Here is a 21544-nt window from a genome sequence, read left to right as displayed (position 1 = left end):
GCGTCGGTTATTTTTTTTTGCATGTACGAAACGAAACTAAAAACCAAGAGGCCGGGCTTCGTACCGGATAGATATTTACTAAAATCCGACAGTTGTTGTCGCTGAGGAAGAAAGAAATGGGGCAATTTTTCGCTTACGTGGCGGTTATCACCGTAAAGGAGAATAACTATGTCGCATAACGCAACTCCAAACACCTCTCGCGTGGAATTACGTAAAACGCTTACGTTGATTCCGGTTGTTATGATGGGCCTCGCCTATATGCAACCGATGACGCTGTTCGATACATTCGGTATCGTATCAGGCCTCACAGACGGTCACGTTGCCACGGCGTACGCCTTTGCGCTGGTCGCCATTCTCTTTACTGCGCTGAGCTACGGTAAACTGGTTCGCCGTTTCCCGTCTGCAGGCTCCGCGTACACCTATGCTCAGAAATCCATCAGCCCGGCGGTTGGCTTTATGGTGGGCTGGTCATCTCTGCTGGACTATCTGTTCATGCCGATGATCAACATTCTGCTGGCAAAAATTTACTTCGAAGCGCTGGTGCCTTCTGTTCCATCGTGGATCTTCGTTGTCGCGCTGGTGGCCTTTATGACCATCTCTAACCTGCGCAGCATCAAGACCGTGGCGAACTTTAACACCCTGATTGTTATTCTGCAGATGGGCATTGTGGCGGTTATCGTTGGCCTGATCATCTACGGTGTTTCTCACGGTGAAGGTGCAGGTACGCTGACCAGCACGCGTCCATTCTGGTCTGAAGGTGCACACGTTGTGCCGATGATTACCGGTGCGACGATTCTGTGCTTCTCGTTCCTGGGCTTTGACGGTATCTCTTCTCTGTCAGAAGAGACTAAAGATGCTGAGCGCGTGATCCCTAAAGCGATTTTCCTGACAGCGCTGATTGGCGGCCTGATCTTTATCGGGGCTTCCTACTTCCTGCAGCTGTACTTCCCGGACATCTCTCGTTTCAAAGATCCGGATGCATCACAGCCTGAAATCATGCTGTATGTTGCGGGTAAAACCTTCCAGTGGGGCGTACTGATCTTCTCCAGCGTGACCGTACTGGCATCCGGCATGGCGGCACACGCGGGTGTTTCTCGTCTGATGTACGTGATGGGCCGTGACGGCGTATTCCCGACCCGTTTCTTCGGCTACGTTCATCCGAAATGGCGTACTCCGGCGTGGAACGTGCTGCTGGTTGGCGCTATTGCCCTGCTGGCGATTAAATTCGACCTGGTGACGGCGACCGCGCTGATTAACTTCGGTGCGCTGGTGGCGTTCACCTTCGTGAACCTCTCCGTGATCTCACAGTTCTGGATCCGTGAGAAGCGCAACAAAACGCTGAAAGACCACTTCAACTATCTGGTGCTGCCAGTGTGTGGTGCCCTGACCGTGGGCGCGCTGTGGATTAACCTGGAAGAGAGCTCTATGGTTCTGGGTCTGATCTGGGGTGCTATTGGTTTGGTTTACCTGGCCTGCGTCACGAAGAGTTTCCGTAACCCGGTTCCTCAGTACGAAGACGTCGCGTAATACTGTGTCGGGTGGCGGCTACGCCTTACCCGACCCACAAAACCCGTAGGCCCGCGTAAGCGAAGCGCCACCGGGCAAAAAAAGCCGGAGACATCGCCTCCGGCTTTTTTATACCTATCACTCAGACTATCTCTTGCGCGTACTGGAACAGGGATTTCAACAGAGCCTGTTTCTCAGCATTCCCTTCATACTGGCCATAAAGCATTTCCAGCTCCTGGGCATAGCTATTAAGGAACTCCTGGGTGAAGACATTGCGACGATGCTGCAGCCAGCGATCCTGCTCTGCCTCGTCCAGCGTGCCGGGGTAGTTACGCGCGCGGTAATTAAACATCAGCTTTTCGATGCGTTTATCGGCGAAGGTGATATCCAGCGCTGGTAAGTTACGCGGCTCGGTTTGCAGAACGATATTCATCGCCGCGCGATCGGCATCGCCGAAGAAACCGTTATAGAGCTGAGCATCCACGTTTTCGGACGGCACGAACGGCTCAGCCTCGGCAAAGATAGCGACCACTTTCTCGCGCACCTGCGGGTTATCACGCAGCACTTTCAGGTTATCGAGGCAGTGCTGCCGGTTTATGCCCAGTCTGTCCGCATCTTCCGGGCGCAGCGTATTCGCCTGCGCCAGGACCGGACATTTATTGATATGCACCAGTTTGACCGGCACCGCAGGCAGATCCCCGAGTTCATTTTTCGGGGTATAAAGCCGTTCGCGCAGGGTATCGCTGTCGAGCTCCAGCAGCGGCGAAATATCGCCTGCCAAATCCACCATAATGACCGCATTACGGTTGTCAGGATGCCACGCCAGCGGGGCGACCCAGCTGGTATTGCCGCGCCAGGCACCAAACATGCCGGAAATATGCACCAGCGGCTTCATCTGCGGCACATCAATAAGCGTGGTCAACTTCTGTTTACTGCGGTGGCTCAGCAGATACTCAAACAGCCGGGGTTGCGCGCTTTTCACCAGCTTCGCCATGGCAATGGTGGCATAGACGTCCGCCATCGCGTCATGGGCATTGCTGTGCTCGATGCCGTTGGCGCGCGTCAGGTGTTCCAGCCGGAAGCTTGTCAGCCCTTCCTCATTTTCCGGCCAGTTAATGCCTTCAGGACGCAGGGCATAACAGGCGCGCATGATGTCGAGCAAATCCCAGCGTGAATTGCGGTTCTGCCAGCTCCAGGCATAGGGATCGTAGAAGTTGCGATAGAAGATGTTGCGCGTCACTTCGTCATCGAAACGGATGTTGTTGTAACCGACCACGCAGGTATTGGGGACGGTAAACAGATCGTGGATGCGTCGGGCGAATTCTGCCTCGTTAACGCCTTTCTCCCGCGCTTCCTGAGGGGTGATCCCGGTGACCATGACCGCGCCGGGCTGCGGCAGGTAGTCATCAGCCGGTTTGCAGTAAAAGACCTCAGGCTCGCCAATGATGTTGAATTCGTCGTCGGTACGGATGGCGGCAAACTGCGCCGGTCGGTCCAGCGCCGGGTGCGTACCAAAGGTTTCGTAGTCATGAAATAAAAAAGTCGGGCGAGCGGCAGAGTCAGACACCAGTAATACCATCCTGTTAAAAAATGACGTCACTATGGTAAACGATCGTGCGGTTCAGACCGAATAAAAAGCACCGCCGTGGCGCAAATTTGCGCGCCAGCTTCAGAGAAAAATCTGCGTTCTGTCACATTTTTTTGCAATTAAGCCAGGTAACGACATCAGAACTCCCGTAAAAAGGTCATCGATTTTTAATGACCTGAGGATATACCGTTGAAACGCCGTCTGTTTATTGCTGTTTCTTTACTCGCTTCGAGTGTCTCATCTGCTTTTGCGGCCGAACCACTGGATTTTTCGCCGCAGCCTCCGGTCATTCAGGCTGGCTCCTGGGTGTTGATGGATTACACGACTGGTCAGATCATAACGGCGGGCAACGAACATCAACAACGTAATCCGGCGAGCCTGACCAAGCTGATGACGGGATATGTGGTTGATCGGGCTATTGATAGCCACCACATTACGCCGGACGACATTGTCACCGTAGGACGTGATGCCTGGGCAAAAGGTAACCCGGTTTTTGACGGCTCGTCGCTCATGTTCCTGAAAGAGGGCGATCGCGTCTCCGTGCGTGACTTAAGCCGCGGCCTGATTGTCGATTCCGGCAACGACGCCTGCGTGGCGCTGGCCGATCACGTGGCGGGCGGTCAGCCGCAGTTTGTGAAGATGATGAACGACTACGTGCAAAAGCTGAACCTGCGCGATACGCACTTTGAAACTGTCCACGGGCTGGACGCGCCGGGCCAGCACAGCTCGGCCTATGACCTGGCCGTACTCTCCCGGGCCATCATCCACGGCGAGCCTGAGTTTTATCATATGTACAGCGAAAAGAGCCTGACCTGGAACGGGATCACCCAGCAAAACCGTAACGGCCTGCTGTGGGATAAAACCATGAACGTCGACGGCCTTAAAACGGGACATACCTCGGGGGCGGGTTTTAACCTGATTGCTTCCGCCGTTGACGGCCAGCGCCGTTTAATCGCGGTGGTCATGGGGGCGGACAGCCCGAAAGGGCGTGAGGACCAGGCCCGAAAACTGCTGCACTGGGGACAACAGAATTTCGATACGGTGCAGATCCTGCATAACGGTAAAAAAGTGGGGACAGAGCGTATCTGGTACGGCGATAAGGAGCAGGTGAAACTGGGCACCGACCAGGACTTCTGGCTGGCCCTGCCGAAGGCGGAAGTGCCCAACATCAAAGCCAAATACGTTCTGGATAAAAAAGAGCTGGAAGCACCGATTGCCGCGCATCAGCGGGTCGGGGAGATCCAGCTCTATGACCGCGACAAAGTGGTGGCGCACTGGCCGCTGGTGACGCTGGAAGCCGTTGATAAAGGCGGCCTGTTCTCTCGCATGAGTGATTATCTGCACCACACGCTCTAACTGCAGATGAGCAGACTGGCAGGGTTGCGAGTCTGCTCACATAATAAACACTTCACGTTTGCTGAACGCTCAGAATCCGCTTTATAGTGTATGTATATACAGTAATAAATGGAGGCAGCATGGACTACAGCATTAAGCAGCAACAGAAACGTAAGATTGCCGGTTTTCATTTGGTCGGACCGTGGGAACAAACGGTAAAACAGGGCTTTGAACAGCTGGTGATGTGGGTGGACGGGCGCCACATTGAGCCGCTGGAGTGGGTTGCGGTCTACTACGATAACCCGGATGAGGTCCCGGCAGAAAAACTGCGCTGTGATACGGCCGTTACGGTACCGGATGATTTCGTTATCCCGGAAAACAGCGAAGGCGTCATGATGACGGAAATCGCAGCCGGGGATTATGCCGTGTCGACGGCGCGCGTGGAAAACTACGACTTCGCAACCCCATGGTATCAGTTCTTTAATTCCCTGCTTCAGGATCATAAGTACCAGATGGCGCTCAAACCCTGCTTCGAGCGCTATCTCAATGACGGCAATGCGGACGGCTACTGGGATATCGAAATGTATATCGCGGTAGAGCATAAAATGGCTTAAGCCTGCTAAATGAAGGGTTTTTCAGCCGGGAGCGATCCGCCCGGCTGAAAACACAGTACAATTGTGATTTGCCGTGTAGCTGGAGAGCGGGTGTGCGTCCCGACAAATCATTAACCCCTTTTGAAATTCGGTTGTACAAACATTACCGCGTGGTGCACGGGTGTCGCATCGCGCTGGCGTTCGTGTTGACGTTTGTACTGGTCCGTTTGCTGGATGTTCCGGAAGGGACGTGGCCGCTTATCACGCTGGTGGTGGTGATGGGGCCCATCTCGTTTTGGGGGAACGTTGTTCCGCGCGCCTTCGAGCGCATTGGCGGGACCGTATTAGGCTCGGCCCTTGGGCTTATTGCCCTGAAGCTGGAGCTCATCTCATTTCCCGTGATGCTGGCGTGGTGCGGTGCCGCCATGTTCCTGTGCGGCTGGCTGGCGTTAGGCAAACGGCCTTATCAGGCGCTGCTGATTGGTATCACCCTTGCAGTGGTGGTCGGTGCGCCCGCCGGGGATATGACCACGGCGCTGTGGCGAAGCGGGGATGTCATCCTGGGGTCACTGCTGGCCATGCTTTTCACCGGTATCTGGCCACAGCGTGCTTTTCTGCACTGGCGTATTCAGATGGCTAACTACGTCACCGCCTTTAACCGCGTCTATCAGGCCGGTTTTTCCCCTAATCTGGTTGAGCGTCCCCGGCTGGAAAAGCATCTGCAAACGATCCTCAACGACGTGGTCAAGATGCGCGGCCTGATCACGCCCGCCAGCAAAGAAACCCATATTCAGAAAGCGATTTTCGAAGCCATCCAGACGGTAAGCCGCAATCTGGTCTGCATGCTTGAACTGCAAATCAACGCCCACTGGGCCTCGCGTCCCAGCCATCTGTTGATGCTTAACGCGCAGACTCTCAAAGAGACCCAGCAGATGACGCAGCAAACGTTGTTGACCATCGCCCATGCGCTCTATGAAGGCAACCCGCAGCCGATACTGGCCAACAGCGAGCGACTGAATGAGATCGTCGCGGAGCTGAAGCAGTTAATCAATGAACGCCAGAGCGATAACGTAGCGGAAACGCCTATTCATGGCTATGTCTGGCTGAGCATGGAACTGGCGCGGCAGCTTGAGCTGTTATCGCACCTTATTTGCCGGGCGCTGCGCAAATAAAAGGCGTATGTGACGGCTGCTGCTTCGATTCAGCAGTAATTGGGGTTATGATAGCTTTAAACGATATACTCATTGTCATTCGCAGCCGCTGTCTGTTACAACGGTTGCTTTAACGAATCCGAATCTCACATTATCAGGGGTGTAAAAATGGAAACTACCAAGCCTTCGTTCCAGGATGTTCTGGAATTCGTCCGCCTGTTCCGCCGCAAAAACAAACTGCAGCGTGAAATCCAGGACGTAGAGAAGAAGATCCGTGACAACCAGAAACGTGTTCTGCTGCTCGACAACCTGAGCGACTACATCAAGCCAGGTATGAGCGTTGAAGCTATTCAGGGCATCATCGCCAGCATGAAGAGCGACTATGAAGACCGCGTTGATGACTACATCATCAAAAACGCTGAGCTGTCTAAAGAGCGTCGCGACATCTCCAAGAAGCTGAAAGTGATGGGCGAAATCAAAAACGGCGAAGCAAAAAGCGAATAATCGCAGCGAATAGTGAAAAAGGCTCTCTGGTGACAGAGAGCCTTTTTTTATGACGCAGAACGCGGCTGTAGCTGATAAATCCAGGCCTTAACCTGCTTACCTTCAAGGGTGGTCACCGTGACCTCAACCCGATCGTAGCCGTCTTCAAATTCATCCAGCATTTGCCAGTGTGCGGCAAGGTTATCAGAGATAAACAGATAGCCTTCGACACGGGGTCCATCAGGGTGGAGCACAATCCCCGGGAAGTCCGCCGCAGCGCCCCAGCCGCGTTCGTAAAACGTGCCGGATACGGAACCGGCCAGCCATTCGCCGCCAATGTTTTCAAGAATATGCGCATTAGAGTGGCCCGGGCGCAGCGTGCCGTAGACAAACAGAGCGTTCATTATCTCTCATCCGCAAAGCAAAAAGCCTGCTTTAAAAGCAGGCTTTTTAAATTTGGCTCCTCTGACTGGACTCGAACCAGTGACATACGGATTAACAGTCCGCCGTTCTACCGACTGAACTACAGAGGAATCGTTGTGGAGGCTTATCTTAGCGGCGAAAAAAGTTTTGTCAAACCTGATCTTAGGGAAAATCGACTGATTGCTGATTCTGTCGTCAGTTTGTTGTAAATCCACACATCTTTTTCCGGAAAATACTTTGCAGGATGAGCATTTGTCCCCCATCATTTGAAATGGAGTTTCAACTTTTCTCGCTAAGGTCCATTTTGAACGTCACTGCCTCCTTACGCCAGGCGATAACGCGCACGCCATGGTATGCAAAACGTAAAAGCTATCGTGTTCTGTTCTGGCGTGAAATCACCCCTCTTGCTGTGCCTATCTTCCTGGAAAATACCTGCGTTCTGCTGATGGGGGTCCTGAGCACCTTCCTGGTGAGCTGGCTGGGAAAAGAGGCAATGGCTGGGGTTGGGCTGGCGGACAGCTTTAACATGGTGGTGATCTCGTTCTTTGCCGCCATAGACCTCGGCACGACGGTTGTGGTGGCCTTTAGCCTCGGCAAGCTTGACCCCAAACGTGCACGCGAGGCGGCCCGCCAGTCGCTGATGATCATGACCATTTTTTCGATCGTTCTGGCGGCGGTGATCCACTATTTTGGTAAAGAGATTATCGATTTTGTCGCCGGGGAGGCCACGAACGAGGTTAAAGACCTGGCGCTGACCTACCTGGAAATGACCGTCTTAAGCTATCCGGCAGCGGCTATTGCGCTGATTGGCAGCGGTGCGCTGCGCGGGGCGGGCAACACCAAAATTCCGCTTCTGATCAACGGCGGGATGAATATCCTGAATATCATTATCAGCAGCGTGCTGATCTACGGCGTGTTCTCCTGGGAAGGGCTGGGGTTCGTCGGTGCGGGACTGGGGTTAACCATTTCACGCTATATCGGTGCAGTTGCCATCATCGGGGTGCTGATGGCGGGGATCACCCCCTCGCTGCGTCTAACGCTGAAAAGCTATTTCCGGCCCTTTAATTTCGCCATTATCTGGGAAGTGATGGGGATCGGTATTCCCGCGAGCATTGAATCGGTGTTGTTCAACGGCGGGAAGCTGCTCACGCAGATGTTTGTCGCCGGGATGGGGACCGACGTTATCGCCGGTAACTTTATCGCCTTTTCTATTGCCTCGCTGATTAACCTGCCGGGTAACGCGCTGGGTTCGGCATCGACCATTATCACGGGTAAACGGCTCGGGAAAGGGCAGATAGGGCAGGCGGAGCGGCAGCTGCGGCACGTCTTCTGGCTGTCGACCATTGGACTGACGCTGATCGCCTGGGGAACTGCGCCGTTTGCCGGGCTGATGGCCTCGTTCTATACACACGAAGACGACGTTAAAGAGGTTGTTAAGATCCTCATCTGGCTCAACGCGGCCTTTATGCCCATCTGGGCGGCCTCATGGGTATTGCCCGCCGGGCTGAAAGGGGCGCGCGATGCTCGTTTTGCGATGTGGGTATCGATGCTCGGCATGTGGGGATGTCGCGTTGTCGCGGGGTATACGCTCGGGGTGATGCTCGGATGGGGTGTGGTCGGCGTCTGGCTGGGGATGTTCTTCGACTGGGCTGTACGGGGCGCGCTGTTCTACTGGCGGATGGTCAGCGGGCGCTGGCTGTGGAAATATCCGCGAAAAAATGCCTGACAAGTGTGCGAAGTGGAGAATAATTCGGCAAACGATCGGAAATATGCATTCTGCCTTTGACATCCCGGGGGAGCACCGATAATATGCGCCCCGTTCACACGATTCCTCTGTAGTTCAGTCGGTAGAACGGCGGACTGTTAATCCGTATGTCACTGGTTCGAGTCCAGTCAGAGGAGCCAAATTTAAAAAGCCTGCTTTTAAAGCAGGCTTTTTGCCTTTCTGCGAAAGGTAAATGCAAAACGGCAACAAGGTTGCCGTTTTTAGTGTTTGCACCCTCTCCCGTGGGAGAGGGGTGGGGTGAGGGCACCAGACCGCACGAAATTACACACAAATCGGTGCCGTCGCCTCAACCAGCCACGGACGCGCATCGCTGTTCACCAGAGGTGAGAGCGCCTCGCGTACCAGCCGGTGATACGCATCCAGCCACTGCTTTTCCTGCTCGCTCAGCAGATGCAGCTCAACCTGACTTAAATCAATCGGGATCAGCGTCAGCGAGGCAAATCTGCAGAACCCCGGACGGCTCTCCACAATCTCCACCTGGTTTTCAATACGAATACCGTGGCTATCGCCCAGATAGTAGCCCGGCTCGATAGTCATGATATTGCCCGCCACCAGCGGCCACGGGTTGACCTTTTTGGCGATGCGATGCGGATTCTCATGGATCAGCAGCTGGTGCCCCACGCCGTGTCCCGTGCCGTGATCGTAATCCAGCCCCATTTCCCACAGCGGGCGACGCGCAAAAGCATCCAACTGATGCCCCTGAGTCCCGGAAGGGAACTGCAGAGTAATGAGCGACAGAAAGCCTTTCAGCACGGCAGTGTAGTGCAGGCGCTGCTGCTGATCGACTTTACCCCACGCCAGCGTGCGCGTGGCATCGGTAGTGCCATTGACATACTGACCGCCGGAATCGTTCAGGTAAAAATGGTCATGCCCGATGGGCTTATTGCTGGCCTCGCTCGAATGATAGTGGCACATCGCCGCATTGCTGGAGGAAGCGGAGATGGTCGCAAAACTTTGTTCGATAAACCCAGGCTGCTGTTTACGGAACGCAAGCTGCTGCGCCTGCGCGTCCAGTTCAGTGATCGGTTGTCCTGCCGCCTCACGCAGCGGCACTTCACGGCTCAGCCAGGCGAGGAAGTTGACCCACGCGGCCCCGTCCTGGTGATGACACTCGCGATAACCTGCCAGCTCGACCGGGTTTTTAGTCGCTTTTATCAGGGTGATGGGGTCGGTCCGCCAGACAATTTCTCCTCGTGGCTCAATGGCGAAGCGCAGGGCCACCGGCGCGGAATCGGCATCAATCATCACCCGTTTACCTGCAGCAATCTGCTGGCAGCGTTCAATAAAGGTATCCTGCGGCGCAATGGTGAACGCATTGCGCACATCGTCAGGCAGGGCGCTGAGCTTATTGTCGTTAACAAACCACTCAACGTGACCGTCACGACTAAGCAGGGCAAAGGAGAGCGGTACCGGGCTGTATGGGATATCCGCGCCACGGACGTTTAACAGCCAGGCGATGTTATCCGGCAGGGTAACGGCGAGATAATCGGCATTGTTTGCGGCCAGCACGGCGGCGACACGTTGACGTTTGTCCGCGCTACGTTCGCCACTGTGTTCAACCGGCATTTCACGGATAAGCCCCGCCGGTGCGGCAGGGCGGTCAGTCCATAAGGTGTCAAACGGCGAGGCCTTCAGAGGCACCAGCTCGCACGGTGTGGCCGACAGTTGTTCAAACTCCGAGTTGGTCATCAGCAGCGCGTCAAAACCGATGCGTGTCCCGGCCTCAACGTTTTCTGTAAGCCATTCTGCCAGCGGCTCGTTATGCAGGTGGTGGATCTCAACCTCATCCATATTGACCTGAATGCGAGCCTGAACCTGATAGCGCCCGTCGACGAACAGCAGTGCTTTGTTTTTCAGCACCAGCGCCACACCGGCCGAACCGTCAAATCCCGTCAGCCAGGCCAGCTTTTCGTCACAGGGCGCGCAGTATTCGCTCTGCCAGGCATCCGCACGCGGGACGATCATCCCGTCGAGATGGCTGGCCTCAAGCCAGTGGCGCAGGGCAGAGAGTGGTGATGTGCTGGACATTGTTTTTCCTTATCGTTATTAGCGGAACGGCGGCTCGTTGAAGGTGCGCAGCTTACGGGAATGGAGCCTGTCACCTTCCGCCCGCAGCAAATCAATGGCGCGAATACCAATCTGCAGATGCTCAGAGATAGCCCCTTCGTAGAAACGGTTGGCCTGGCCCGGCAGCTTAATTTCGCCATGCAGCGGCTTATCGGAGACGCACAGCAGCGTGCCGTAAGGGACACGGAAGCGATACCCCTGCGCGGCGATGGTGGCGCTCTCCATATCAATCGCTACCGCGCGGCTCAGGTTGAACCGCAGCGCGGAGGCGGAGTAACGCAGCTCCCAGTTGCGGTCATCCGTTGTGACGACCGTACCGGTGCGCAGGCGCTGTTTAACCTCTTCACCCGGCATGCCGCTGACCTCTTTAGTGGCGTCATACAGCGCGCGCTGTACTTCGGCGATGCTCGGGATTGGGATGTCCGGCGGCAGCACGGCATCAAGCACGTGGTCATCACGCAGATAGGCGTGGGCCAGCACGTAGTCGCCAATCAACTGGCTTTCACGCAGGCCGCCGCAGTGACCAATCATCAGCCACACGTCCGGTCGCAGTACCGCCAGATGGTCGCAGATGGTTTTGGCATTTGACGGGCCAACGCCAATGTTAATCAGGGTGATGCCCTGACCGTCGGCAGTGATCAGGTGCCAGGCGGGCATCTGGTGTTTTTTCCACGCCAGGTCGGAGATAGCCTGCTCGGGCGCTTCGGTCTCCGCGGTGATCCAGATCCCACCCGCGCAGGACAGCGCGATGTACGGACTTTCCGGGTCGAGGATCTGGCTGCAGCCCCAACGGACAAACTCGTCAACGTAGCGGGTGTAGTTGGTAAAGAGCACGAACGGCTGGAAATGTTCGACTGGCGTACCGGTGTAGTGGCGCAGGCGCGCCAGGGAGAAATCGACCCGGCGGGCATCAAAATGCGACAGGGGAGAAAATTCTGCCGGGTGATAAATCCCGTCAGCCGTCTCATCGCCAATCTGTGAAAGTTCCGTTGTCGGGAAATGGCGGGTCAGCCCCGCGCTCATGGAGCGGTCAAGCGTTAACGCCGAACCGTCAATCACGTAGGGATACGGAATTTCATGCCGTGAGGGCTCAACGTGAATGTGCGCGCCGTAATCCTGGTACAACAGCGTGAGTTGTTCTTCAAGATACGGGCGGAACAGTGCAGGGCGGGTGACGGTGGTGCTGTAGCAGCCGGAGTGAGTAAAACGGGCGTAGGCGCGGGTTTTCGGTGTCGTGCTGGCGCTGCCGTCCCAGGTCACAGAGAGCGATGGATAAACAAAAAGGCCTTCGGTTCTGGCCTTTTCATCGGGAAGCTTCCCTGTTTCGATATATTCGCTGATGGCGCTGCGCAGCGCGTTGACGGACTGTTCATACAGTGCGTCGAGTTTTTCCAGCGCCTGAGCCGGGGTCAGGCTGGAGCCCTTATTATTCATCTCTGTCTCCTTGTTCCACAGGTGTGCGACTCTACCCGATAGTATGTCACACGCCTGTGAAACAAAAGTGAGATCAGCTGTGGCTCGTCTCTTTCATCAGTAGCGCCGTCGCCGCCGACAGCAGGCAACCAGCCAGCAGATAAATCGCCACGCTGTGCCAGTTTCCGCCAGAGAAGGTCACCAGCGCGGCGGCAATGAACGGCGTAAATCCGCCACCGACCACGCTTGCTACCTGGTATCCCACGCCTGCGCCGCTGTAGCGGTAGCTTGCACCAAACAGTTCGGTAAACATCGGCTGCTGGACGCAGACCACCATGTCGTGAGCGATGTTGGCGAGCATAATGGCGAAGAAGACAATCCAGAAGATCGACTGCGCCTCCAGCGCCATAAAGAACGGCCAGGCGCTGAGGGTGCCAATCAGCGCCCCGGTAATATAGACGCGACGGCGTCCAAACCGGTCCGCCAGCCAGGCAAAGCAGGGGATAGTCAGGCAGCTGATCCCGCCGACCAGCAGGCCGATATTCAGGAACAATTCACGCGGCAGCCCGAGGTTCTGCGTGGAGTAGTTCAACGCAAACGCGGTGACGATATACATCGTCAGCAGTTCACACAGGCGCAGGGCGATAATTTTCAGAAAAGCGCCAGGGTGCCGGACGAGGGCTTCCATGACCGGAAGCCGTTTGTTCGTGGCCGGTTTTTCCTGCTGCTTTTCGAACTCTGCCGACTCCTCCATCCCGTTACGGATCCACAGCGCGGCAATGACCAGCACGATGCTGAAGATGAACGGAATGCGCCAGCCCCAGCTCAGGAATTGCTCGTCGGTGGTGAGCTGGCTGATTAACGATACCAGCCCGGTGGAAAGCAGAAGGCCTACGCCGTATCCGACCTGCACGCCGCTGCTGTAAAACGCTTTCCTGTTCTTCGGGGCGCTCTCAACGGATAACAGCGCCGCCCCGCCCCATTCGCCGCCTACCGCGAAGCCCTGGATGGCGCGCAGGGTGACCAGCAATACCGGCGCCCACCAGCCAATGGCGGAAAACGACGGGAGAATGCCAATCAGCGCGGTGGCGATCCCCATCATCCAGACGGTGAGCATCAGCATGCGCTTGCGGCCAAGGCGGTCGCCGAAGTGGCCGAAGATCACACCGCCCAGCGGGCGAAACAGAAAGCCGACGCCGAAAGTGGCAAACGCGGCGAGCGTGCCCATCGCGGGGCTAACCTGCGGAAAAAACTCGCGGTTAAAGACCAGGGCGGCAGTGATGCCGTAAAGCAGAAAATCATACCAGTCGACGACGGCACCCGCGAAGCTGCCCAGGGCTGCGCGGCGGGCACGATTGAGCGAAGGTGTCTCCTCGTTGGGATGTGTGGAGGTGAGAGTGGAGTCCATAGTTGTCCTGTCTGCACTGATTTTAATTATTGGTATAAGAAAAGGTCACTCACATAGCGGCCGTCATATAAACGGAACCTATGAGACTACCGCGAGAGGGGGCCAGTGAAAACTGATTTTATTTCCTGATGACGTCGGACGAGTGGAGTGCTGTTCTCAACGCGTCTGGCAAAACCGGAAAACGGTCGTTTACTAATGTGCAACAGACCGTTTAGTTTATTATTGTTCTCATTATGAAGCGCTTTCGATAAATTCGTACTACCCCAATTTCTGGTTTATACGAATATGAATAAAACGCTATCTATGCCCCTGGTGGTATTAATTGCATGCCTCTCTGTAGGCGGATTAATATCTACCGATATCTTTTTGCCTGCACTGAGTGAAATGCAATTATTTTATAAGGTGACAGAGGTGCAAATACAGGATGCTATCGCCTTGTTTTTATTTGGTGTTGCGTTCTCGCAGCTGGTGTATGGACCGTTAAGCGACAGTCTGGGGAGAAAGAAAACGCTTATTGCGGGGCTGTTAATCTGGTTGATTTCGACAGTCGGGGTTATTTACTCAACCCATATTAATGAACTGCTTATTTTACGATTATTACAAGGCGTCGGCTCCTGCGCCGGTATCACTGTCAGTCGGGCTATTATTAATGACATGATGGATAAAAAGTCTTCGGCTCAGCTTTATCTTGTCATATTCCCTTTTGTCGGGATGTCACCGGCTATTGCGCCAATGATTGGCGGCGTTTTAACCCAGCACTTCGGCTGGAAATCCTGTTTTATCTTTTTGACCCTGTTTATTGTCATGACGCTGGGACTATGCGTCACCGCACTACGTGAAACGTTACCACCCGAAAAAAGGCAAAAGCTGAGCGTGATGGCGGCCATGGTCAACACCCTTGTGGTGTTAAGAAACAGGCAGTTTTTGTTTTATGCAGCCATTCCCTGTTTTGCTTATGCAGCCTATTTTTCCTATATCGTCGAGTCCCCCTTTTTACTGGGTAAGCTTGGACTTTCACCGCTTTATATCGGCTACACCTATATTTTGCTTTCCGTAAGCTACGTGGCGGGAAATCTTATCGCTAAAAAAAGATCTCGCCTGGTGGGTATTGAAGAGACCATTCGCCGTGGGTATCGCATTTTTGTCATCGGCGGCATCGTCTTTGCGCTTCAGATGTACTTAAGCCCTGTGCCTTTGTTCACCAGCATTATCTCCATCGGCATTCTGACTTTTGGTAATGGATTCCTGCTGCCGTTGGGCACGGCGTCTGCCATCGCGGCGCACCCGCATGCGTCAGGAACCGCCTCGGGCGTTATGGGGGCATTACAGCTTGGAAGCGCAGCGCTCGCAACCTTTCTTATTGGAAAACTCTCAGCTCATGCTCCCGTCATGACCGCGCTGATTATTGCCTGCGTCTGCGTTGTAGGTTTCCTTGTGTATGTTTTTGGTCAATATGGGTTTATGGAATTTATCTCCAGTAAAGAGAGTAATATCAATGATTAATAATATAGATGTCACATTAAGGGATGGCGGGTATCAAAACAATTTCAGCTTCCCCGTAGACTACGCAATTAAGCATGTGCGAGCACTGGTGGGCAGTGGCGTTGAATGGATAGAAATAGGTTACCGAAACGGTTCGTTTAAACCCATCGCGGATATTGGTTTAACCGGAATGTCTCCCGATAATTATATCCAGGCGATTCATGATGCTGTACCCGAAGCAAAATTAGTTGTCATTGCCCACCCTCATAATATTAACCGACAAGATATTATTAGCCTGCGAAAAAGTGGCGTTGCGCTGCTGCGGCTCTGTATCAAAACCGATAATCCCCAACCCGCGCTGGAAATGTGTGAGGTAGCGAAAGAGAACGGTCTGCGCGTGAGTATGAACTTTACGCGAGCCAGCCAAATTAACGCGAAGACGCTTGTTGACGTGGTATTGCAGTGTGAGAAAGCCGGGGCAGAAATTATTTGCATTGCGGACTCTAACGGCAGCTTGCGGCCTGAGCAGGCCGCGCGTCTTGTCAACCTGCTTAAATGCACCACCCCACTTGAAGTGGGATTCCATGCCCACGATAACCTGGGGCTGGCAATGGCAAACTCCATTGAAGCCGTAAAGGCCGGCGCGACCTTTATTGATAGCTCCCTGACCGGCATGGGAAAAGGGGCGGGCAACCTGGCGATGGAAACCTGGCTGTCGCTGTGTAATTTCAACGAAGGCAAAGAACGTTATCACACGGAGCGGATATTTAATCAGGTGCATCAGTTGGTATCGAAGGAATTCTACAACGCCTCTTACCGCAGCGTAGTGGATATGATCCTTGGGGTGAAAAATCTCAGTGTCGAAAACCGGAAAATGGTTGAAGAGACACTGACGACAGAAAGCCAGAGAACCTTAAGCGCTATTGATAACGTGATCACAGGAACGGCAGCATGAAATTACAGGATGCAGTGATACTGGCGCCGGTAATGCCTGCCTGGGACGGTGGGGCGTTTTGCGCTCCGCTGGTTACCTTGCTCGAAGAGAAAGGATTTTCCGTCACGATCGTTGATACGTTGAGCTTGATTACGCACGACGATCCGCAGAGCGCGATTGACGCGCTTTGCCAGAAGCTAAATGCCCAGGTCAAACGCCCCTGGCTGCTGGTGGGGTTTGCAATGGCAGGCACGCTGGTACAGCTGCTGGCGCACCGTTTACGCGGCGTAACGGGCGTCATGAGCGTGAGCGCCCCCGGTTTTGCCGATGAGAAATTAACGCAGCGACTGGTTCGTCTCATCTCACTACTTGAAAAAGGTGAACTCGGTTCGGCCATGGATATTCTGCATCACTATGTCCTGCCAGAAGGTCAGCCTGCGCCGCGGGAGAAATTTTCCCTGCCAGATGCAGAGAAAATGTCGGCGATTAAGAGAATGCTCACCGGATTCTCGCTGCTGTTAAAGATGGATGCCCGCGCGGATATTGCCGCCTATGACGGTAACTACCTGGCGATTGTGGGTGAAAAATCCCAGCTGGCCTCATGGGAAAACCAGACCCACAGCCCCCGAACCCAGCACTATTACAAACGCATTCCCGGCGCGGGGATGCGCCCGTGGAATGACAATCCGGCTGCGGTGAATGCGCTGCTCAACGAATGGATCGATACCTTATGAAAAAAAATGTTCTGGTTTTGCCGGGAGACGGTATTGGTCAGGAAGTCTGCGACGCCGCGTTACCCGTTATCGGTGCGCTGGATCTCCCTATCAATCTGACTTTTGGGGAAATAGGCTGGTCCTGCTGGGAACGCGAGGGTAATCCTGTGCCAGCCCGTACCTGGGATCAGATTGCGGAGGCTGATGCGGTACTGCTGGGGGCCATCACCAGCAAGGGAAAAGTGCAGGCTCAGCAGGCGTTACCTTTAGCGCTCCAGCAGAAAGGCATTGAGTACGTCTCGCCGGTGATTCAACTCCGGCAGAGGCTTGGGCTCTTTGCCAACATCCGTCCGGTGAAATATATAACAGGGGAGCGACGTCCTTTCCGCTGCTGTGTGATCCGGGAAAATACCGAGGGGCTGTACGCCGGAATGGATTTTAAAGGTGTCGGCGCGAACGTGGCCAGTTGGCTTAAACACCCGAACCTCGAAAAATATGGCCCGGAAGAGGCGGCATGGTCAGTGCGTCTGCAAACGCGCTATGGCCTGGAGCGCCTGTTTCAGACGGCCTTCGACTATGCCCGCAAAAACCACTTTTCGCGCGTAACGTTTGCCGATAAACCCAACGTCATGCGCGAAAGCGGTCATTTTGCGGCAACAATTTTTCATGAAGTGGCCGCGCGCTTTCCTGACATTCGGGCAGATATTCATAACGTGGATGCGATTGCCCTCTGGCTGGTACGCAAGCCTCACGAGTTTGACGTGATTGTCGCTGAAAATATGTTTGGCGATATCCTGTCGGATCTGGCCGCTGGCGTGATGGGTGGACTTGGCCTGGCACCCAGCGCCAATATTGGCAGTGAGGTAGCCTATTTTGAACCCGTACACGGCAGCGCGCCGGGGATGGCGGGGCAGGGAAAAGCCAATCCGTGTGCGATGTTCTACACGATTGCGCTAATGCTGGAGTACCTGGGCTTTGAGGCGCAGGCGGAAAAACTGCAGCAGGCTGTCGATCGCGTTGTTCGTGACGGGAAGGTGACCACCTACGATTTAGGTGGCTCGGCGACAACGGAGGAGATGGCAAAGGCGATAATCGACGCCCTGGTTCAGCCAGCCATCGCAAAAACGGCCAGCGTGATCGCGATTGGTGATGAGTTCCTATCCGGGCAATGCCTTAACACGAACCAGCAGACTATCAGTCAGTGCCTTGAAAAGGCGCAGTACCAGGTCAGATTTCAGGCGACCTGCGCGGACAATATCCCGCAGATAAGCTCGGTGGTGACGGGGCGTATCGGGCAGGACGATCTCATTGTGGTGTGCGGCGGTCTTGGCCCAACCTCTGACGATAAAACCCGCGAGGCGATTGCTCAGGTCCTGAGCAAACCGCTGGTACACAACGAAGAGACGTGGAAAACCATCGAGAGCCGTCTCGTGACGTTCGGGGTGAAGAACGATCCTTCAAATCGTCTTCAGGCGCGTTTCCCCGAAGGCGCCTCCATTCTGGATAACGCTTCTGGTACCGCACCAGGGTTCAGCGCATGTGCGGCGGGCAGCCAACTGGTGGTTCTGCCTGGGCCGCCCTCCCAGGCGTTACCGATGCTGGAAGAGACTCTGGCAAACAACGTGGAAACCGGGCCTGCAAGGAAAAAGCACAGCTGGACGCTGCTCGGTATCAGCGAGAGCGAGGTCGGTTCTATTGTCAGTGCGCTAGTCACCTCCACGGACTGGGACAGCCATTTTCTATGGAAAAGCCCGTACGTCATTGTCCAGATTGAGACGCCTGAACATCGGCCTCTGCCGCTTTCGGTGAGGCAAAGTCTGGACAGCGCGCTGCGTCCATATCTTGTGAGTAAACGTAATAAAACGGCGGGAGAAATACTGCAGGGGGCGTGCAGTATCCGCTGGCATACGTCAGATGCAGACCTCTCGGCTTACTTGCCCGCAGGTTCCCAGCCCCGAAAGGGAGAGCCGACGGTCAGGATGGATGTGACGGTCAGCCCCTCGCTCTCTGAGCTTCCGATCGGCGAAGCCCATCTGGGGCAAATGATAATAACGGTTCGTCACCAGAATGGTCAGGCGCATCAGATGACGTTTCCGATGAACAGAACACTGCTTGCGCAAACCCTGCCGGAATATGCCGCCTGGTGCGCCTTAAAAACCCTGAGAATACAACATGGATAATTCGACAATGACGACTCACCCGACGCTTCAGTCGCGCCTGCTGGCGCTGGATACGGCAGCCATTTCGGACGCGCTGGACAGTTTATACATTGCGGGTGGCCTTGCGGGCATTAAGCTGCAGGCCGGGGGCATGAAGCTGGCGGGTCCTGCCTGGACCGTAAAATATGAAGCCTGCGTAGCGGAGAAAAATCAGTTTATGAATGCCGGGAACTATATCGATCAGGTTCCGGCTGATGCGGTCATCGTTGTGGACAATGGTGGCCGTACGGACTGCACCAGTTGGGGCAATATTCTGACAACCAAAGCCGTGCTTAAAGGCATCGCCGGTTCCGTCATATACGGCTCAGCCAGGGACATTGCAGACATTCGTAAGATGAATTACCCGCTGTTCGCCAGCAATATCTATATGGTTTCCGGCAAGAACCGTGCGCGGGTCAGCGCGGTACAGTGTGCGCTGCAGATTGAAGGGGTAACGGTCTGCCCCGGCGACTGGATTTTCGGCGATGAGAATGGTGTTCTGGTGATCCCCGCTGAGCAACTGGAGGAGGTGATCCGTCGGGCAGAAAATGTTGAAAAGACGGAGCGTGAAATCATCACCGCTGTTCGTGAAGGCTCCTCACTCGACGTAGCCCGACAAACGCTTGGCTACCATGTGCCCTGGGAAGCAAAAGCATGACACGCCCGTTTTTTAACTACTGGGCGTCCCGTTTGCGCTTTCTGGACGTGCACTATCACGCGCGCCCGGACAGCTATCAGCGGCGTTACTCCGCAATGGAGGTCGGAGAGCGCTACGCGCAGTTTCAGGGGGGCGTGGTCCTTAAAAACCATCTGGGGAGCGTTAGCGCGCTGGCATCGGCAATGCAGGAGAGGGGCCTGCCCGTCTTTGGCTCGGTTGTACTGAATGCCGCCTCCGGGGGAATAAACCTTAACGTTGTCCGCCAGGCGCTGAGTCAATATCAGTTTGACGGCGCGCCCAGGCTGCTCGTGCACTTGCCAACCGTGGTTCCCACGGCGCATAAAAGCGGGTTATCCCGGACGTTCAGTAACGAATACGCCCGGCATTTCGCCGGGCAGCCGCTCTCGATTGCTGACGATGAGGGTGAGTTACGTTCTGGTGTAAAAACACTCATTCATTTTGCCAGGCATCATGACATTGTGCTCTCCTCAGGACATGCGACGAAAGACCAAACGCTGCGTCTGATTGAGGCCGTTGAGCGAGTGGGCGGATGCAGGCTGATGCTGAACCAGCCTGCGAATCCGATGACGGGATTTACTGCCCGTGAACTGCGCGCGCTCGGCGAACACGAGTGGCTCTTTGTTGAGCAGTGCGCCCTGACGGTCTACTTAGGCTATCAACCCCTCGACGATCTCTATGAGGTACTGACAGGAGTGCATAACCTGGTTTACAGCTCGGATCTGGGCCAGCCAGGCCAGCCCGATATCGGTGAGTGGCTGGAGGACAGCCACCGCTGGTTCAGAGAGGCCAGACTGCATGCGGCGCGCATCGATGAGATCACACGTCTGAACCCACTCAGGATGTTGGCGCCGGGGCCGTTGCCAGGTTAAGCGTGTGGAGGAAATCAATAAATGCCTGTTCCTTGGGTGAGGGATGAGGATTGATATGCACCACATACATGGGAAGAGGGGCAGGCATATAGGCATCAAGGGAGGTGATGATTTCTCCTGATTCTATTCCCGCTCTCACGGTGAATTCCGGCAGGTAACAGATCCCCAACCCGTGATGCACCATATTGCACAGGTCGAGGCTGTTACTCACTCTGGATACGTAATGAGGGCGGATTTCGACCAGTTCATCGGCAATAACAAATTTCCAGCTGCGACGGTGGTTATCAAAATGCAGAAGGCAGGTATGCTGGCGCAGCTCATCAGGATGTTGCGGAATACCGTGCTGCTGCGCGTAGGACCGCGAAAGACAGGTATATTTTCGCCAGTAGCCAATCAGCGTGTAATAAAGGTTGCTATCGGGGAGTGGTCCGCACTGAAGCGCCAGATCGAAGCCGTGGCTGAACAGCTCCATGCAGTGATTGCCGGTCACGATATCCAGCTTCAGATTTGGATAGCGTTCCAGGAAGGCGCTGAGGTGCGGAATAATGTGCTGGTTGTTGATTGAGTGGGGTATACCCACTTTGAGATTACCGCCAATTTCGTTACTGAGGCTTTTGACATCCCTGAGGCAGGATTCATATTCATCAATAATGAGCAGGCAGCGCTGGTAAAATTGCTGACCGGCCGTCGTCAGAGAAATGCGACGTGAATTGCGTTTAATCAGTTGCGCATTCACCTCGCTTTCCAGCTTTTCAATTCTGCGGCTTATCATGGCCGGGGAGAGTTTCATGGCCATCGCTGCGGCGCGGAATCCCTGACACTCTACGACCATTCTGAAGGCTTTCATATTTTCCAGCATTGTGTCCTCCTGACGCTGGTCTCGTAACGCTATTCTCGCATTATTTCATCAGCATGT

General features: G+C 54.8%; 19 protein-coding genes and 2 tRNA genes. 14 read left to right on the top strand and 7 right to left on the bottom strand.

Annotation, left to right across the window (positions count from 1 at the left end):
- Window positions 1–116: 116 nt before the first annotated feature.
- Together yoeI and FU672_RS03375 are read left to right on the top strand one after the other, a co-directional pair.
- Window positions 117–179, top strand: a complete 63-nt coding sequence (gene yoeI, locus FU672_RS03380) for a membrane protein YoeI (RefSeq protein ID WP_099458931.1) — start codon at window positions 117–119, stop codon at window positions 177–179.
- The gene (locus tag FU672_RS03375; protein WP_023336236.1) at window positions 169–1527 is read left to right on the top strand and encodes an APC family permease; all 1359 of its coding nucleotides are present in this window, start codon (window positions 169–171) and stop codon (window positions 1525–1527) included. The genes yoeI and FU672_RS03375 overlap by 11 nt, the downstream gene beginning before the upstream one ends.
- A 121-nt stretch (window positions 1528–1648) precedes the next feature.
- Here FU672_RS03375 and sbcB read toward each other — a convergent pair whose 3' ends face one another.
- Window positions 1649–3085, bottom strand: a complete 1437-nt coding sequence (sbcB, locus tag FU672_RS03370) for an exodeoxyribonuclease I (protein WP_410053321.1) — start codon at window positions 3083–3085, stop codon at window positions 1649–1651.
- Between the two features lie 198 nt (window positions 3086–3283).
- Between sbcB and dacD the strand changes: the two genes are divergently transcribed.
- The 4 genes from dacD (at window position 3284) to FU672_RS03350 (ending at window position 6677) form a co-directional block, all read left to right on the top strand.
- Window positions 3284–4450, top strand: coding sequence for a serine-type D-Ala-D-Ala carboxypeptidase DacD (gene dacD, locus FU672_RS03365; protein ID WP_148242160.1), 1167 nt, complete (start codon window positions 3284–3286; stop codon window positions 4448–4450).
- 119 nt (window positions 4451–4569) lie between these two features.
- Complete coding sequence (gene sbmC / locus FU672_RS03360) at window positions 4570–5043, top strand: DNA gyrase inhibitor SbmC (RefSeq protein WP_148242159.1); 474 nt, start codon at window positions 4570–4572, stop codon at window positions 5041–5043.
- Between the two features lie 92 nt (window positions 5044–5135).
- Window positions 5136–6194, top strand: a complete 1059-nt coding sequence (locus FU672_RS03355) for an FUSC family protein (RefSeq protein WP_047346451.1) — start codon at window positions 5136–5138, stop codon at window positions 6192–6194.
- 147 nt (window positions 6195–6341) lie between these two features.
- Window positions 6342–6677 carry a DUF496 family protein gene (locus tag FU672_RS03350; RefSeq protein ID WP_008499467.1) on the top strand — a complete coding sequence of 112 codons (336 nt, stop codon included), beginning with the start codon at window positions 6342–6344 and terminating at the stop codon, window positions 6675–6677.
- Window positions 6678–6724: 47 nt separating this feature from the next.
- Here the strand turns inward: FU672_RS03350 and FU672_RS03345 are convergent, their stop codons facing one another.
- Both FU672_RS03345 and FU672_RS03340 read right to left on the bottom strand, forming a co-directional pair.
- Window positions 6725–7060: a gamma-glutamylcyclotransferase family protein gene (locus FU672_RS03345; RefSeq protein WP_029739253.1), complete on the bottom strand. Its 336-nt coding sequence runs from the start codon at window positions 7058–7060 to the stop codon at window positions 6725–6727.
- Window positions 7061–7113: 53 nt separating this feature from the next.
- Window positions 7114–7189: transfer RNA gene (locus FU672_RS03340), tRNA-Asn, on the bottom strand.
- Window positions 7190–7350: 161 nt separating this feature from the next.
- Here FU672_RS03340 and emmdR point away from each other — a divergent pair.
- The gene (gene emmdR / locus FU672_RS03335; protein WP_148242158.1) at window positions 7351–8805 is read left to right on the top strand and encodes a multidrug efflux MATE transporter EmmdR; all 1455 of its coding nucleotides are present in this window, start codon (window positions 7351–7353) and stop codon (window positions 8803–8805) included.
- A gap of 103 nt (window positions 8806–8908) precedes the next feature.
- A tRNA-Asn gene (locus FU672_RS03330) sits at window positions 8909–8984 on the top strand.
- A gap of 142 nt (window positions 8985–9126) precedes the next feature.
- Here FU672_RS03330 and FU672_RS03325 read toward each other — a convergent pair.
- From FU672_RS03325 to shiA, 3 genes are all read right to left on the bottom strand, one after another.
- A complete protein-coding gene (locus FU672_RS03325; protein WP_148242157.1) occupies window positions 9127–10893 on the bottom strand; it encodes an aminopeptidase P family protein in 1767 nt (588 codons plus the stop codon).
- Between the two features lie 18 nt (window positions 10894–10911).
- Window positions 10912–12366: an AMP nucleosidase gene (locus FU672_RS03320; protein ID WP_148242156.1), complete on the bottom strand. Its 1455-nt coding sequence runs from the start codon at window positions 12364–12366 to the stop codon at window positions 10912–10914.
- Between the two features lie 73 nt (window positions 12367–12439).
- A complete protein-coding gene (gene shiA / locus FU672_RS03315) occupies window positions 12440–13753 on the bottom strand; it encodes a shikimate transporter (RefSeq protein WP_148242155.1) in 1314 nt (437 codons plus the stop codon).
- A gap of 285 nt (window positions 13754–14038) precedes the next feature.
- Here shiA and FU672_RS03310 point away from each other — a divergent pair, with 285 nt between their 5' ends.
- From FU672_RS03310 to FU672_RS03285, 6 genes are read left to right on the top strand one after another with little or no spacing between them, the layout of a single operon-like run.
- Window positions 14039–15256 (top strand): multidrug effflux MFS transporter, encoded by a 1218-nt coding sequence (locus tag FU672_RS03310; protein ID WP_148242154.1) that lies wholly within the window; start codon window positions 14039–14041, stop codon window positions 15254–15256.
- On the top strand, window positions 15192–16190 hold the full coding sequence (locus FU672_RS03305; RefSeq protein WP_262348998.1) for a hydroxymethylglutaryl-CoA lyase-like TIM-barrel protein: 999 nt from the start codon (window positions 15192–15194) through the stop codon (window positions 16188–16190). The genes FU672_RS03310 and FU672_RS03305 overlap by 65 nt, the downstream gene beginning before the upstream one ends.
- Window positions 16187–16903, top strand: coding sequence for an alpha/beta fold hydrolase (locus FU672_RS03300; protein ID WP_148242153.1), 717 nt, complete (start codon window positions 16187–16189; stop codon window positions 16901–16903). Before FU672_RS03305 ends, FU672_RS03300 begins: the two co-directional genes overlap by 4 nt.
- A complete protein-coding gene (locus tag FU672_RS03295) occupies window positions 16900–19062 on the top strand; it encodes an isocitrate/isopropylmalate dehydrogenase family protein (protein WP_148242152.1) in 2163 nt (720 codons plus the stop codon). The genes FU672_RS03300 and FU672_RS03295 overlap by 4 nt, the downstream gene beginning before the upstream one ends.
- On the top strand, window positions 19055–19738 hold the full coding sequence (locus FU672_RS03290) for an RraA family protein (RefSeq protein WP_262348997.1): 684 nt from the start codon (window positions 19055–19057) through the stop codon (window positions 19736–19738). The genes FU672_RS03295 and FU672_RS03290 overlap by 8 nt, the downstream gene beginning before the upstream one ends.
- A complete protein-coding gene (locus tag FU672_RS03285) occupies window positions 19735–20628 on the top strand; it encodes a DUF6282 family protein (RefSeq protein ID WP_148242151.1) in 894 nt (297 codons plus the stop codon). Before FU672_RS03290 ends, FU672_RS03285 begins: the two co-directional genes overlap by 4 nt.
- Here FU672_RS03285 and FU672_RS03280 read toward each other — a convergent pair.
- Window positions 20594–21487, bottom strand: a complete 894-nt coding sequence (locus FU672_RS03280) for a LysR family transcriptional regulator (protein ID WP_148242150.1) — start codon at window positions 21485–21487, stop codon at window positions 20594–20596. The two genes, FU672_RS03285 and FU672_RS03280, sit on opposite strands and share 35 nt — an antisense overlap.
- Window positions 21488–21544 lie beyond the last annotated feature (57 nt).

The organism is Enterobacter asburiae (assembly GCF_008080435.1).
Classification (GTDB): domain Bacteria; phylum Pseudomonadota; class Gammaproteobacteria; order Enterobacterales; family Enterobacteriaceae; genus Enterobacter; species Enterobacter asburiae_C.
The sequence above is the reverse complement of the archived record's forward strand: the minus strand, read 5'-3'. Positions and strand labels throughout refer to the sequence as shown.

Coding starts and splice junctions, on each gene's coding strand:
- FU672_RS03285 (WP_148242151.1), top strand. CDS start 19,735: ATGACACGCCCGTTTTTTAACTACTGGGCGTCCCGTTTGCGCTTTCTG.
- FU672_RS03350 (WP_008499467.1), top strand. CDS start 6,342: ATGGAAACTACCAAGCCTTCGTTCCAGGATGTTCTGGAATTCGTCCGC.
- FU672_RS03280 (WP_148242150.1), bottom strand. CDS start 21,487: ATGCTGGAAAATATGAAAGCCTTCAGAATGGTCGTAGAGTGTCAGGGA.
- FU672_RS03345 (WP_029739253.1), bottom strand. CDS start 7,060: ATGAACGCTCTGTTTGTCTACGGCACGCTGCGCCCGGGCCACTCTAAT.
- FU672_RS03320 (WP_148242156.1), bottom strand. CDS start 12,366: ATGAATAATAAGGGCTCCAGCCTGACCCCGGCTCAGGCGCTGGAAAAA.
- FU672_RS03375 (WP_023336236.1), top strand. CDS start 169: ATGTCGCATAACGCAACTCCAAACACCTCTCGCGTGGAATTACGTAAA.
- FU672_RS03295 (WP_148242152.1), top strand. CDS start 16,900: ATGAAAAAAAATGTTCTGGTTTTGCCGGGAGACGGTATTGGTCAGGAA.
- FU672_RS03290 (WP_262348997.1), top strand. CDS start 19,055: ATGGATAATTCGACAATGACGACTCACCCGACGCTTCAGTCGCGCCTG.
- sbmC (WP_148242159.1), top strand. CDS start 4,570: ATGGACTACAGCATTAAGCAGCAACAGAAACGTAAGATTGCCGGTTTT.
- FU672_RS03300 (WP_148242153.1), top strand. CDS start 16,187: ATGAAATTACAGGATGCAGTGATACTGGCGCCGGTAATGCCTGCCTGG.
- sbcB (WP_410053321.1), bottom strand. CDS start 3,085: ATGGTATTACTGGTGTCTGACTCTGCCGCTCGCCCGACTTTTTTATTT.
- FU672_RS03310 (WP_148242154.1), top strand. CDS start 14,039: ATGAATAAAACGCTATCTATGCCCCTGGTGGTATTAATTGCATGCCTC.
- FU672_RS03305 (WP_262348998.1), top strand. CDS start 15,192: ATGTTTTTGGTCAATATGGGTTTATGGAATTTATCTCCAGTAAAGAGA.
- emmdR (WP_148242158.1), top strand. CDS start 7,351: ATGGAGTTTCAACTTTTCTCGCTAAGGTCCATTTTGAACGTCACTGCC.
- FU672_RS03325 (WP_148242157.1), bottom strand. CDS start 10,893: ATGTCCAGCACATCACCACTCTCTGCCCTGCGCCACTGGCTTGAGGCC.
- shiA (WP_148242155.1), bottom strand. CDS start 13,753: ATGGACTCCACTCTCACCTCCACACATCCCAACGAGGAGACACCTTCG.